This window comes from Actinoplanes sp. NPDC023936, from assembly GCF_040639325.1.
GTDB lineage: Bacteria > Actinomycetota > Actinomycetes > Mycobacteriales > Micromonosporaceae > Actinoplanes.
In genome coordinates, this window is record NZ_JBEZZR010000034.1 from 12179 (window position 1) to 25385 (window position 13207).

Genomic DNA, 13207 nt, shown 5'->3' on the forward strand with positions numbered 1-13207 from the left:
TGCGGATCGTGCCGGAATTCCACACGCGGAGGCGGAGCGGGCGGCGTGTGTGGAGTTGGGGCTTGGCGGCGCTTCACATGGTCGCGGGTCAGTGGCGCAGGCCGGGCTGGAGGACCAGAGCGGCGGCGCCGGTGGCGGAGGCCGTCGCGGCGGCCAGGGAGACCGTCACGGTCACCGCGCGGTGCCAGGTGCGGGCGTCGGCCGGGGCTATCCGGCGCTGGATCGCCGGGCCGTAGACGAACGACGCCGCCGCGAAGCCCGCCCCGGTCAGCACGACGAGATCGAGATCGAGCAGGTTGACCACGGATTCCGCGGCGGCCGCCAGATAGGCCGCCGACTCCTCCAGCAGCGCGAGGCAGGCCGGCGCCCCCGCGCGGGCGGCACGCGCCACGGCGGCGAAGTCGGCGGCGACCCCGCGGGATCCCGCGGCGACCCCGGGCGATCCGGAGGCGACCCCGGGGGTGAGGCCCGCTTCGGCTGCCGCTTCCGGGTCTGCCCTGGCCGCTGTCACCACGGCGCGGGGGCCGGCCACCGCCTCGAGGCAGCCGCGCGCGCCGCACCAGCAGGGCGGGCCGTCGACGCGTACGCAGAAATGGCCGAACTCGCCGCCGCGCAGCGCCTGGCCGCCCACCACGATGCCGGCGCCGATGCCGCTGCCCATGTGCAACGCGGCGAAGGCCCGTTCCGGGCCGAGCCGGGCCACCCAGTACTCGCCGATCGCGGCAGCCGTCGCCTCGTTCTCCACCAGCACGTGCATGCCGGTGGCGGCGGCGAGCTCGGCGCCGGGAGCGGGCGGCAACCCGGCGTCCGCGAGCTCCGCACCGGCAGCGGGCGGCAACCCGGCGTCCGCGAGCTCGGCGCCGGGAGCGGGCGGCAACCCGGCGCCCGCGAGCCCGATGCCGGCGCAGCGCGCGGCGTCCACCCCGGACCCGGCGAGCAGCACCACCACCCCGGCGGCCAGCTCGTCCGCGGAGGGAACCGGCGAGACCGGGCGGGCGAGCCGGGAGATGATGCCGCCGGTCTGCCCGGTCAGCACGAACGTCGCCACCCCGGAGTCCAGGTAGACCCCGACCGCGATCCGGGCCGCCGGGTCCAGGCGCAGCAGGGTGCGCGGCTTCCCGGCCGTCGGCGCACGGCCGGTCTCGACGACCAGGCCCTCGTCGATCAGCCGGCGTACCGTCATCGACACGGACGCCTCGGTGAGCCCGGTCGCCGCCGCGATCTCGACCCGGCTCAGCGGCTCGGCGGCCCGGATCGCGTCGAGGATCGCCTCCCGAGCCCGGCCCCGGGCGGACCGCACCCGTCCCCCGGCGGAACGCGCCGTTCGTCCCACGCGGCCCCCTTCGTTGACGGGCTTAGTTCAGCAGCTTAAGAATATTGGTCATGCGCAAGACCGAGCTGCACAGCGGGTGGACCGTCCGAGCGACCGGCGGCCCGGTCCCACCGGAGATTGCCGACGTCACCGTCCCGGCCGCCGTGCCGGGCACCGTGCACACCGACCTGCTGGCGGCCGGCCTGATCCCGGACCCCTACGTGGGCGAGAACGAGGCGGCGCTCGCCTGGTTCCATCGGTCCTCCTGGCGGTACGACACGGTCCTGCGCGCCGCGCCCGCCGCGCCGGGGGAGCGGGTCGACCTGGTCTTCGACGGCCTGGACACGGTGGCGTCGATCGAACTGGACGGCGTGGAGCTCGGCCGGACCGCGAACATGCACCGGGGCTACCGATTCGACGTGAGCGGCCTGCTGACCGGAGAGGATCAGACCCTGACGGTACGGTTCGAACCCGCTCTCGACCACGCCGAAAAGGTGCAGCAGGAGATCGGCGAGCGGCCCCGGCCGTACCCTCATCCGTTCAACGCGGTCCGCAAGATGGCCTGCTCGTTCGGCTGGGACTGGGGTCCCGACCTGCAGACCGCCGGGATCTGGAAGCCGGTCCGGCTGGAACGCTGGAGTGTCGCCCGGCTCGCCGCGGTCCGTCCCCTGGCCACCCGCACGCATCTGACCGTGGCCGTCGAGGTGGACCGCCCGGCCGCGCAGTCGTTGTCCCTGGAGGTGCTGGTCGGCGAGGGGATCCGCCGCCGCCATCCGCTGCCGGCCACCGGACCGGCCAGCGCCACCGTCGAGATCGACGTGCCGGACGCGCCGGTCTGGTGGCCGGCCGGCTACGGCGAGCAGACGCTCGTCCCGGTGACGGTGAGACTGCTGCACCAGGGCGACACCCTGGACCGCCACGACTCCCAGGTCGGGTTCCGTGACGTGCGCCTGGACGAGTCACCCGACGAGCACGGCACCGCGTTCACCCTGGTCGTCAACGATCAGCCGATCTTCGTCCGCGGGTTCAACTGGATTCCGGAGGATCATCTGCTGACCCGGATCACCCGTACCCGGTTGGAGCGCGCGGTGGACCGCGCCGCCGCCGCCAACGCGAACCTGTTGCGGGTCTGGGGCGGCGGCATCTGGGAGAGCGACGACTTCTACGACGTCTGCGACGCCCGCGGCATTCTGGTCTGGCAGGACTTCCCGCTGGCCTGCGCGGGCTACGCCGAGGAGGAGCCGATCCGCTCCGAGATCCTCGCCGAGGCCCGGGAGAACGTGACACGTCTCGCCGCGCACCCGTCGCTGATCCTCTGGAACGGCGGGAACGAGAACATCTGGGGGTACGAGGACTGGGGCTGGAAGGACGCCCTGAACGGCCTGACCTGGGGCGCCCGCTACTACTACGAGGACTTCCCGGCGCTGCTGGCCGAACTGGACCCGACCCGCCCGTACCATCCGGGCAGCCCGTCCAGCCCCGGCCAGGACGCACACCCCAACGACGACCGGTACGGCACCCGCCACGAGTGGGAGGCCTGGAACCGCGAGGACTACACGTTCCACGACCGTTTCGTGCCCCGGTTCTGCTCCGAGTTCGGCTGGCAGGCGCCGCCGGCGTGGTCCACGCTGACCGAGACCCTCGCGCCGGGCGACCTGCGCCCGGATTCACCGGCGTTCCTGCTGCACCAGAAGGCGGAGGACGGCAACGGCAAACTGAACCGGGGCCTGGCGCGGCACATGCGGGTGCCGTCCGACTTCGCCGACTGGCACTGGGCCACCCAGCTGAACCAGGCGCGGGCCACCCGGCACGCGGTGCTGCACCTGCGCTCGCACGCGCCGCGCACCATGGGCAGCATCCTGTGGCAGCTCAACGACTGCTGGCCGGTGACGTCGTGGGCCGTGGTCGACGGCGCGGAGCGGCTCAAGCCGGCGTGGTACGCGGCGCGGTCGGCGTATGCGCCACGGGCGCTCGGGTTCGTGACCCGGGAGGGTGGGTTGATGCTGGCCGCGATCAACGACACCGCTGAGCCGTGGGCGACGACCGCATCGATCCGGCAGATCGCATTCGACGGAAAAATCGCCGGCGAGCGTACGGTCGATCTCGACGTCGCCGCCTACGGGGTGAGTCTGACGCCGATCGGGGAACTGACGGTCGGCGACCCGGCCCGCGAGGTCCTCGTCGCCGACGCCGGCGGCCTGCGCGCCACCCACCTGTTCGCCGAGGACTACGACCTCGCCTACGACCCCGCGCCGCCGACGGTGGCCGTGCGGCGCGTCGACACCGGATATCAGGTGACCGTCACCGCGACCGCGTACCTGCGGGACTGTGGTCTTCTGGCGGACCGGGTGGCGCCCGACGCGACAGTGGACGACATGCTGATCGATCTGCTGCCCGGCGAGAGCCATACCTTCTCGGTCACGACCACCGCCACTGTCGACGACTCGGCTTTCCTCGCGGCGCTGCGCTCGGCGAACAGCCTGGCCGGCTGAGATGGGCGGGCTGGTCGGCCTGGTCCTGACCGGCAGCGCCGCCCGGGTCGGCGTCGAGCCGTTCTTCCTGGAGTTGATCGACGGCATCGAGGAGATCCTCGCCCCGCGCGGCGTGACGGTGCTGCTGCTTGTCACGCCCGACCTGGAGGCGGAACTGGCGGCCTACCGCCGCTGGGCGGCCGGCCACACCGTCGCGGCGGTGATCGTCGTCAACCTGGTCCACGGCGACGTCCGCCCGGGGCGTCTCGCCGCGCTCGGCCTGCCCGCCGTGCTGGCCGGCCGCGGCGAGCACCCCGGCTTCCCGAGGGTGCTCACCGACGACGCGGCAGCCATGACGGCGGCCGTCGAGGCCCTGATCGCTCGCGGTCACCGCACGATCGGCCGGGTCACCGGCCCGCGAACCCTGCTGCACACCGCCGAGCGCTCCGCCGCCCTGTCGGCGGCCGAGCACGACCATCCCGGGGTACGGGTGATCGAGACCGAAGGTGACTACGGCGCCGAGTCGGGCGTCCGTGGCATCCGCACCCTGCTCGCCGCCGACCCGCCGCCGACCGCCGTCATCTTCGACAACGACGTGATGGCGGTCGCCGCCGCCCAGGAGCTGTCCCGCACCGGCGTCACCGGCGTCAGCCTGCTGGCCGGCGACGACTCCCCGCTCTGCGAGCTGGCGTCACCGCCGCTCTCCGCGCTGAGCACCGACGTCCACGACCACGGCCGCATCCTCGGCCGGGCGGTGGCCGAGCTGCTGGCCGGAGCCGAGCCCCGCGACCACGCCGGCCCGGCGTTCCAGATCAGGCACCGGGCCACCACCTAGACCGCCCTTGAGACTGGTGAGACCGCCGAAAGCATCACTGATGCATGGCGAAAGCTCCGCGGTTCTCATCGAGCCAAGCGCTGAACGGACGTGCGGGTGTGCCCGTCAGACGCAGGACGTCGTCGCTCGGTGTCACCTGCCCCGCGCCCTCGAAGACCTCGAGGAACGACGTGCGTACGGGGTCCGGCATCTCGTCCAGGAAGCCGATCCCGGTCTCCTTCTCGCCGAGCTCCTGCACGACGTACGAGCGGCCGAAGGCCCTGTTGATCTCGGCGACCTGCTCCCGCAGTGACCCGGCCTCCGGGCCGGTGATCGAGTACGCACCGGGCATCGGCTCGGCGGCGCTCAGCAGCGCGACCGCCGACGCCGCGATGTCTGCGGGATCCACGAACGGTGATCGCATGTCCGGGTACGGCAGGCGTACGACGTCGTCGCGTGCCGCCGCCACCCACGGCACGATGTTGTAGTCGAACCCTCCGGCCCGCAGAAAGGCGGACGGCACCCCCGCCTCCGTCAGTGCCTGTTCCCCGGCCCGGTGATGTGCGGCGACGACGTTGGCCGCTCCGGACCGCAGCGGCGTGTCCACGGTGAACGAGGACAGCATGACGACCAACTGCAGGCCGGCCTCGGCGGCGGCCTCCGCGAAGACCGCCCCGCTGTCGTCGGCCAGGATCAGAAACGCCCGGTCGACACCTTCCAGCGCGCGGTTCACGTCGTCGCGGTCGGTCAAGTTGCCGGCGATCGCTGTGACACCAGCGGGCATTGCGGCCGACGGATCGCGGACGAGAGCGACGACCTCGTGGCCTCGGAGCTTACGGACGATGTGACCGCCGACGGTACCGGTCGCGCCGGTGACAAGAATCTTCATGGGCTTGAGCCTGAGCCCGCCCGGTCATCGGCGGGAGAGACTCCGTGAGACAGGTATCACCGATCCCTGTCTCGCCCGGCGGCCATCAGGCAGGCTGGTCAGATGCAACAAAAGGAGCTGGCCGGTTTCCTCCGGACGCGCCGTGAGCACCTTCAGCCCGCCGACGTCGGCCTGCACGCGGGCGCCCGCCGGCGCACACCGGGGCTGCGCCGTCACGAGGTCGCCGACCTCGCCGGCATGTCCCCGGACTACTACATCCGCCTCGAACAGGCACGCGGACCCCAGCCCTCACCGCAGATGCTCAGCGCCCTGTCCCGCGCGTTGCGCCTCACCACGGACGAGCGCGACCACCTGTACCGGCTGGCCGGGCACCACGCACCGCCGGTTCTCGGCGTCGACGAACATGTCAGCCCCGGCCTGCTGCGCCTGCTGGATGCTCTCACCGCCATACCCGCTCAGATCGGCTCCGACCTGGGGATCACGCTCGCGCAGAACCGTCTGTCAGTCGCCCTGCTCGGCGATCAGATCTCGGCGTTCCGGGGCATGGCACGCAGTCACATCTACCGCTTCTTCACCGACCCCGCCGCCCGCGCCCAATACCCCGCCGAGGATCAGCAGGAGCAGGCCCGCATCATGGTCGCCGACGTCCGGGCCGCCATCGCCCTGCGCCCGGGTGACCCCGAAGCCGCAAAAATGATCCGCGCTCTGCGGAACAGCAGCGACGAGTTCGCAACGCTCTGGCAGCAACACGACGTGGCCGTACGCCGCTCGGACCGCAAACGCATCGTCCATCCCTCGGTCGGCACCATCGAACTGGACTGCGAGGTGCTCGGCACTCCGCGCCAGGATCAGCGCCTGGTCATCCTCACCCCGAGGCCCGGCTCGGAGGCCGTGAGTCAGCTCCAACTGCTGAGCGTCATCGGCTCCCAGGATCTGGCTCCGGAGGCCCGGCACCACGGGCACAGCCAAGCTGACGTGTAGCGAAGGCCAGGAAGCTGAACGTTACGGCGGGTTGCTCGGCTACGGCATCGGCGGCCTACTGGAACGCGCGGTGACGCCCTGGCCCCCACCCTCATCAAGCTGGCCGACGCGCACGGAAGCTGTCCTCGTCGCTCGCGTCGAGCCTCGGGCTCCTAGACCACGTCGATCGCCATCCGGAAGCCCTCCGGCGTTTTCTGCACGATCAGTTCCGGCTCGTAGGGGCGCAGCGCCTCGGCGAGCCGCGGATGCCACTCCGGGGACAGGACGTCGTCGGGCTGGAAGCGGGTGAACGTCGCCCATTCCGCCGGCCAGGCCGCCGAGGGGCTGCCGCCGACCCGGACCAGCGCGGCGTTGGGCCGCCCGCCGATCAGCTCGGTCACCCCGGTCACCCCGGCGGGGGACAGTTCCTCCGGCCCGACCAGCACGCACACGCCGACGCCCGGCGGGATGGTGGGCGGCTTGCGCCACTCCGCCGCCGCGCTGTCGTAGTAGTCCAGGAAGATCTTCAAGTCGTTCCCGGACAGCCCCTGGGCGAGCCGCAGCGCCTCCATCTTGAGGGTCGCCGGCGCCAGCACTAACGTGTCATAGCCGGACCGGGCCGCACTGTAGTCGTACGCGGAGAATCGCCGTTGTTTCAAGAAACTGACACTCGCGGTGCGCAGGCCCGCGTCGGTGAGCCAGTCCCGCCCCGGACCGCTGAACAGGATCTCCACCAGCTGGCTGTCGGTCACCAGCGCGGTGGCGATCTGCGCCTCGTCGTCGATGCCCGCGGCCCGGGCCGCCAGCGACGACGGCTCCCACGTCGCGACCCCGGCCGCCAGCTCGTCCGACCGGGACAGCCGGGCGAACACGTCCGGCCAGCGGTGCTCCAGCGCCCGGGAGACGGCGAAGTACCGGACCGGGACGGCCTCCAGGTCGCTCTCCGCCGCCAGCTCCGAGTTGATCGCCACGTCGATGAGGATGTTGTTGACGTACCGGACCACGGCGCGCGGGTTCGCGTCCAGGGCCTCGGCCACGATCGGCATCAGGCCGGCCATCTCGTCGGCCATCTCGGCCGGCTGGCCGGCGAGCAGGTCCCGGCAGAAGTCGGCCATCCGGCCGCTGGACCGGGGGATGTGGAACGGCAACTGCACGATCTTGTCGAGGTAGAGGGCGCCCTTGAAGTCGCTGATCCCGTACTCCGAGGTGTACCGGTGACTGAGGTAGCCCTCGATCACCCGGCGGGACACGCCGAGCACGAAGACGAACTCCGGCTGGGAGAGCACCAGCTTGATGCTCTCCAGCAGCCGGATCGCCTGGTCCGGGAAACACCGGTCCAGGTCGTCGATGAGGATCACCACCCGGACCTGGTCGGCGATCCGGACCGCCTCCAGGCTCTGGAACGCCCCGTAGTACAGGCTGCGGTCCAGCAGCGGGTCCAGCCGCAGCCGATCGTCACGTTCGATCATGTCCTTGGCCACGAACGACGCCTCGATCTCCGCGAAACCGGGCACCTTCAGCTTCGCCTTCGACGAGAACCCGTAGGCGATCGCCCGCAGCGAGCGGACCAGGGACTTGCCGCCGTCCCCGAGTTTCTGCAGCAGCCCCGGCCGGTTCTCCAGCTCGTGCACGATGGTGCCGACGAGCGGGACGATCGGATGCTCCTCCTTCTCGTACCGCCACGCGTTGAACCAGACCGTGACGATCTCGGGGTCGCTGTCCAGCTCGCCCTGGATCAGGCGCATCAGGCTGGTCTTGCCCATGCCCCACTCGCCGAACACCCCGATCGTGAACGGTCCCCGGGTCTGCGAAGCCGCGGCGGCCAGCACCCGGGAGTAGGCCCGGAACCCCAGGCCGTCGGCCCGCGCCGCCGACTCGCCGATGGCCTGGTCCGGGATGAGGCTGACGCGCATACGCTCTCCAAGTCGTCGCAAGCCGGGTAGGTGCTCAGTGGACCGGTGTCGCCCGCCCAGTCTCCCGGTCGCAGCGGGCGCCGGCCACCGCCGTCCGGCCGTTCTCCAGGCTCTCCCGGACGATGCCGCGGTCTTAATCGGGCCGGCCCGGACAGCAGAGAACCGGCCGGGAGATCGATCCGGGGGAGTAAGGTGCGGCCATGGCGGGCGAGTTGACTCTTCAGGTGCACGGATCCGGTGCGGGCGCGGAGGAGATCGACCGCCGCACCCGGACGTTGCTGGCCGAGATCCGCGAGACCGGGGTGGACCGGGTGGTTCCCGTCGGCGGCTCGGTTCCGGACGGCGCGAAACCGGGCGAGGCCCTGGCCGTCGGCGCGCTCGTGGTGACCCTCACCCCGATCGTCGTGCAGTCGCTGATGGACATCGTGGCGTCCTGGGTGAGCCGCCAGCCGAACGACTTCTTCGTCAAGATCGGCGACTACGAGATCCGGGGCACCAACGTCACCAAGGCCGAGCGGGCCGCCCTGGTCGCCGCCCTGGTGAAGAGGCTCGACAACGAGCCGTGACCGCCGCCGTCAGCAGGGGCCGCTGAAACGGTTTGCGCGGATTCCGCGCCGGTTGCAAGCTACCCGGCATGGAACCACCCGAAATGATCAACGCCGGTGACCTCGTCCTGAAACGCTGGGAGCCGGAGTGGGCGCCCGAGGCCACCGCCGCGGTCCAGGAGTCGCTGCCCGAGCTCAAACCGTGGATGCCGTGGGCCACCGACGGTTACGACCTCGCCGCCTCGCAGTTCTTCATCGACCGCTCGGTGGAGAGCTGGGCTGCGGGCACCGAGTTCAACTACGCCGTCTTCACCGCGGTCGGCGACCTGATCGGCGCGATCGGCCTGATGACCCGGGTCGGCCCGGGCGCGCTGGAGATCGGCTACTGGATCCGTACCCCGTGGGCCGGCCGCGGCCACATGACCGCCGCGGTGCGCGTGCTGACCCGGGTGGCGCTGACCCTGCCGGGCATCGAGCGCGTGGTGATCCGCCACGACGCCGAGAACACCGCCTCCGGCCGCGTCGCCGAGAAGGCCGGCTTCCTCGAGGCCGAACGCCTCGCGGTCGACCCGACAACCCCCGGCGGGTCGGGCACGGAGATCCTGCGCGAGCTCAAACCCTGATTGCGGGGGTACGGAGGGAAGCCCGGCTCCCGTGAGTCCGGCTTCTCCGATCCTGCGCCGGTGGTTGCCGCCGCTCTCCGGGACCCGTCATCCGGACCTGGTCGGCTCGTGGGGCGACCCGCCGGGCGGCTCGTGGGGTGGACTGCCGGGCGGCTCGTGGGGTGGACTGCCGGGCGGCTCGTGGGGTGGATCGCCGGTCGGCCCGTGAGGTTGACTGCCGGTCGGCCCGTGGGGCGACCCGCCGGTCGGTCTCCGGGGTCGACCGGCGGGCGGCTGCGGGGTGGACAGCACGGCGAAGATCGCCAGCAAGCCGCCGAGCACCGCTCCCACGCCTGTCACGAACCCGCGCTCCCACCCGTCCGGCGCGAGCGCCCAGCCGGCGCCGGTGGCCGCGGCCGCGCCGGCCAGCATGCCGAACCGGGCGGCGCGCGGACGGCCCAGCATCGTGGCGGCCGACCCGGCCGCCCCGGCCACGCCGGCGATCACGAACGGCACGCCCATGCCGGGCGCGCGGTGCAGCAGCAGGTCCACTCCCGACCCGATCATCAGCAGGAAGACCAGCACGGCGAACGCGTGGCGCAGTAGTCCCGCACGTGTCATCCGGCCAGGATGCCGCACCCACGGGGTGTCCGGGTATCCCCGCGCTCGCGGACCGGCAGCCGGCACGTGCGGTCGGCGTCTGCGGTCAGCGTTTGCGGTCGGCCTTTGCGGTCCGCGTTTGCGGGTCCGCGTTTGCCGGGACGCCAGCGGCCTCAGTGCTGTGGATCGTGGAAATGTCGATGCGGGCTGGCGCTCAGCGTTCACAAGACGGACGGGTGGCAGCGCTGACCTTGCTGGCTGATCGAGGGAGCCGTCGCCGGGTAGGGACGTGAGGTGGCGCCGCCCGGTTGTCGACCGTGGAGCGATGCGGGCGGGCTGGCGCTCAGTGTTCTCGGAAGAGGCCTTCGGCAGCACTGGTGACCAGCTCGTCGTGCCCGGCTTGCTGTCAGTGTTCTCGCCGGCTGGCCGGGGTAGCACTGAGCGGCAGCCGGGCCACGCCTTTCCACGATCCACGCCAGTCGAGGACAGCACTCCCGACCGGCTGGTCCGGCTGGTCGGACCGGTCGTCAGTGCTCCCGGGCGCGGCAACGTTCCCGAGGTGGGGTCATCGCCGCTGCGGGGGCCAGCCGACGACCGGGGCCGGGCCGCCCGTCAGCGCGAACCGTTGTCACCCAGCGTGCCGACATCCGGGGTCAACGTCGCGCTTTTCGGAAACCCGCGGACGGCCCAGGCCCCGCAGATTGACGCAGACCCCACAGCGCTCCGCGGTCACCGGCAACCGGCCGTGACACACGGCCGCATCGGCGCACTACCGGGTGGCGGGTTCAGCCGAACGGGGTCAGCACTGGGAGCCCGCCGGGCGGGGTGAGCTGGTTCCCAGTGCTGACCCTGCTGGTCAAATTGAGGAACACTCTGCCTGCGGAAACGTGGGTGCGGCCGCCGCTGACCAGTCGCCAAGCCGTCCCTTGGGCCGGCGGAGCGTAGGCCAGAGCGGCCATCCGAGCTTGATCACATGTCTGAGCTACGGCTCGGCGACGCCAGCCGTAGGCCAGAGCGGCCATCCGAGCTTGATCACATGCCTGGGCTACGGCCGGGCGACGCCAGCCGTAGGCCAGAGCGGTTATCCGGGCTTGATCACATGCCTGGGCTACGGCCGGGACGGCGCGTTCCAAGATCGGGGGATGCCACCTCGCGACAGCCGTGAAGGCCGAATATCTGCTGGTAGCGGAGTTTTCTTAACTAGCCAGCAGGGACAGTGCTGCCAGCAGCCCTCACACCAGCGCTGAGCGCCGGCTGGTCCGGCTGGTCCGGCTGGTCCGGCTGGATCACAGTGCTCACACCGACCGGCCGCCCGCCCTCAGCAGGGCAGGCGGCCGACAACCGGTCAGCTGGACAGCGCGGTCAGCTGGACAGCGTCGCGGTGTAGAGCAGCCGGTTCGGCGAGCCACTGCCCGGGTTGGTCACCACCCCCGTCGTCGCGGCGTTCACGATCGCGGAGTTGACAGTGGTCACCGCGGCGCCCGGGTGCGCGGCCAGGTAGAGCGCGGCCGCCCCGGCCACGCGCGTGCCGGCCAGGACGGCGGCGGCGCGGGTCACGGTGGTTCGCATGGGTTCCTCCAGGGCTGGGTTGACGCCTGCCGATGACGCTAGGGAGAAACCTTTAATTGACGATCAACGATTCGTCAGGGTCTTGATAGCGGCTTGCGACGCCGCAGTCACGTATTTAAATGATACGTTTGCACCATGAAAACTGCGACGGGGATCAGCGCTTTCACCAGCGACCGGGCCCGGGAGCGGTTCGACACGGCGTACCGGGCAGCGCTCGCCCGCCTGCTGCCCGGCGGGGCCGCGCCGATCCCGGTCACGACCAGCTTCGGGGAGGCCGTCGCCTACCGCAGCGGCGCCGCCACCGGCACTCCGGTCGTGCTGCTGCCGGGCGCCGGTGGCAACGCGGTGACCTGGTACCACTACGCCGAGCGCCTCGGCCGGCGGCGCCCGGTGATCGCGCTCGACCCGCTCGGCGAGCCCGGCGCGGCCCGGCAGACCCGCGCCCTGGCCACCGGGCGTGACGTCGCGATCTGCCTGGACGAGACGCTCGACGGCCTCGGGCTGGACGGCGCCCACCTGGTCGGCATGTCCTACGGCGGGTGGGCCGCCCTGCGGTACGAGCTGGAGTTCCCCGGCCGGGCCGCCAGCCTCAGCCTGCTCGATCCGGGCGGGTTCGGGGCGATCGGGCTGCGGTTCTGGGTGTGGCTGTTCGGCGGCGGGCTCGCCGGGGTCAGCCCGCGACCGGTCCGCCGCCGGCTCGCCGGGGTGGTCCGCAACGCCACGCTACGGGACGAGGAGATGATGCCGCTGCTGCCGCTGACCATGTCGTTCCGGCGCCGGTTGCCCGCTCCGCCGCCGATCTCCGACGCGGAACTGGGCGCGGTGACCGTACCCAGTCTGGTGCTGCTGGGGGAACGCAGCGCGCTGTACCGGTCGGCCGAGGTCGCGGAGCGACTGAGGCGGGTCATGCCGGCGGCGCGGGTGCAGATCGTGCCGGGCGCGTCGCACGACCTGCCGGTGCACTCGCCGGACCTGGTCGCCGACCGGATCGAGGCGTTCCTGACCACGTGCGAGACCGGGCGCGACTGACGACCGCCGGGCCGCGCGGCGGTCACGGGGCGGGCAGGATCGCGATCTCGCTGTAGAAGTTGTTGATCTGGCGCACCGCGGCCTCGAACGACTCCAGGTCCATCGGCTTGGAGACGTACGCGTTCGCATGACTCGCGTAACTCGCGGTGATGTCCGGCGCGGCCGTCGACGTGGTCAGCACGACGATCGGGATGCTTTTCAGGTCGTCGTCGGCCTTGATCTCGTTGAGCACCTCGTGGCCGCTCATCCGGGGCATGTTGAGGTCGAGCAGCACCAGGTCGGGGCGGGGCATGTCGGCGTACCGGCCGTGCTGCCGCAGGTAGTCCAGCGCTTCCCGGCCGTCCTCGACCGAGTGCACGACGGGCGGAGCGGACACGCCGAGCAGCGCTTCCTCGATCATCATGGTGTCCGCCGGATCGTCGTCGACCACCAGGACGTGCTGTAACCGCGAGAGCCCCGACATAGCCGCCAACAATACTGCAGGGTGATCACCTAGGATTGCC

Annotated in this window: 12 protein-coding genes; 6 read left to right on the top strand and 6 right to left on the bottom strand. The window is 71.7% G+C overall.

Features of this window, described 5'->3' with window-relative positions; genetic code table 11:
- Positions 1-88 precede the first annotated feature (88 nt).
- Positions 89-1333: an ROK family protein gene (locus AB0F72_RS32180; protein WP_360439203.1), complete on the bottom strand. Its 1245-nt coding sequence runs from the start codon at positions 1331-1333 to the stop codon at positions 89-91.
- Positions 1334-1383: 50 nt separating this feature from the next.
- Here AB0F72_RS32180 and AB0F72_RS32185 point away from each other — a divergent pair, with 50 nt between their 5' ends.
- Entirely contained in the window at positions 1384-3804 is a 2421-nt protein-coding gene (locus AB0F72_RS32185) for a glycoside hydrolase family 2 TIM barrel-domain containing protein (protein ID WP_360439206.1), read from the top strand.
- Between the two features lies 1 nt (position 3805).
- Positions 3806-4618: a substrate-binding domain-containing protein gene (locus AB0F72_RS32190; protein ID WP_360439209.1), complete on the top strand. Its 813-nt coding sequence runs from the start codon at positions 3806-3808 to the stop codon at positions 4616-4618.
- A gap of 34 nt (positions 4619-4652) precedes the next feature.
- Here AB0F72_RS32190 and AB0F72_RS32195 read toward each other — a convergent pair whose 3' ends face one another.
- Positions 4653-5486, bottom strand: a complete 834-nt coding sequence (locus AB0F72_RS32195) for an NAD(P)H-binding protein (protein WP_360439212.1) — start codon at positions 5484-5486, stop codon at positions 4653-4655.
- A 102-nt stretch (positions 5487-5588) separates the two neighbouring features.
- Here AB0F72_RS32195 and AB0F72_RS32200 point away from each other — a divergent pair, with 102 nt between their 5' ends.
- Positions 5589-6467 carry a helix-turn-helix transcriptional regulator gene (locus tag AB0F72_RS32200; RefSeq protein WP_360439215.1) on the top strand — a complete coding sequence of 293 codons (879 nt, stop codon included), beginning with the start codon at positions 5589-5591 and terminating at the stop codon, positions 6465-6467.
- Positions 6468-6619: 152 nt separating this feature from the next.
- Here the strand turns inward: AB0F72_RS32200 and AB0F72_RS32205 are convergent, their stop codons facing one another.
- Positions 6620-8359, bottom strand: a complete 1740-nt coding sequence (locus AB0F72_RS32205) for a P-loop NTPase fold protein (protein ID WP_360439218.1) — start codon at positions 8357-8359, stop codon at positions 6620-6622.
- A gap of 200 nt (positions 8360-8559) precedes the next feature.
- On the opposite strand from AB0F72_RS32205, the gene AB0F72_RS32210 reads away from it, so the two are divergent.
- Both AB0F72_RS32210 and AB0F72_RS32215 read left to right on the top strand, forming a co-directional pair.
- Entirely contained in the window at positions 8560-8925 is a 366-nt protein-coding gene (locus AB0F72_RS32210) for a hypothetical protein (RefSeq protein ID WP_360439221.1), read from the top strand.
- A 68-nt stretch (positions 8926-8993) separates the two neighbouring features.
- On the top strand, positions 8994-9527 hold the full coding sequence (locus AB0F72_RS32215) for a GNAT family N-acetyltransferase (RefSeq protein ID WP_360439224.1): 534 nt from the start codon (positions 8994-8996) through the stop codon (positions 9525-9527).
- 87 nt (positions 9528-9614) lie between these two features.
- On the opposite strand, the gene AB0F72_RS32220 is transcribed toward AB0F72_RS32215, so the two are convergent.
- On the bottom strand, positions 9615-10127 hold the full coding sequence (locus AB0F72_RS32220) for a hypothetical protein (RefSeq protein ID WP_360439227.1): 513 nt from the start codon (positions 10125-10127) through the stop codon (positions 9615-9617).
- Positions 10128-11468: 1341 nt separating this feature from the next.
- On the bottom strand, positions 11469-11675 hold the full coding sequence (locus tag AB0F72_RS32225) for a hypothetical protein (RefSeq protein ID WP_360439230.1): 207 nt from the start codon (positions 11673-11675) through the stop codon (positions 11469-11471).
- Between the two features lie 135 nt (positions 11676-11810).
- Between AB0F72_RS32225 and AB0F72_RS32230 the strand changes: the two genes are divergently transcribed.
- On the top strand, positions 11811-12704 hold the full coding sequence (locus AB0F72_RS32230; protein WP_360439233.1) for an alpha/beta hydrolase: 894 nt from the start codon (positions 11811-11813) through the stop codon (positions 12702-12704).
- Between the two features lie 22 nt (positions 12705-12726).
- On the opposite strand, the gene AB0F72_RS32235 is transcribed toward AB0F72_RS32230, so the two are convergent.
- Positions 12727-13167, bottom strand: a complete 441-nt coding sequence (locus AB0F72_RS32235; RefSeq protein WP_360439236.1) for a response regulator — start codon at positions 13165-13167, stop codon at positions 12727-12729.
- Between the last annotated feature and the right edge of the window lie 40 nt (positions 13168-13207).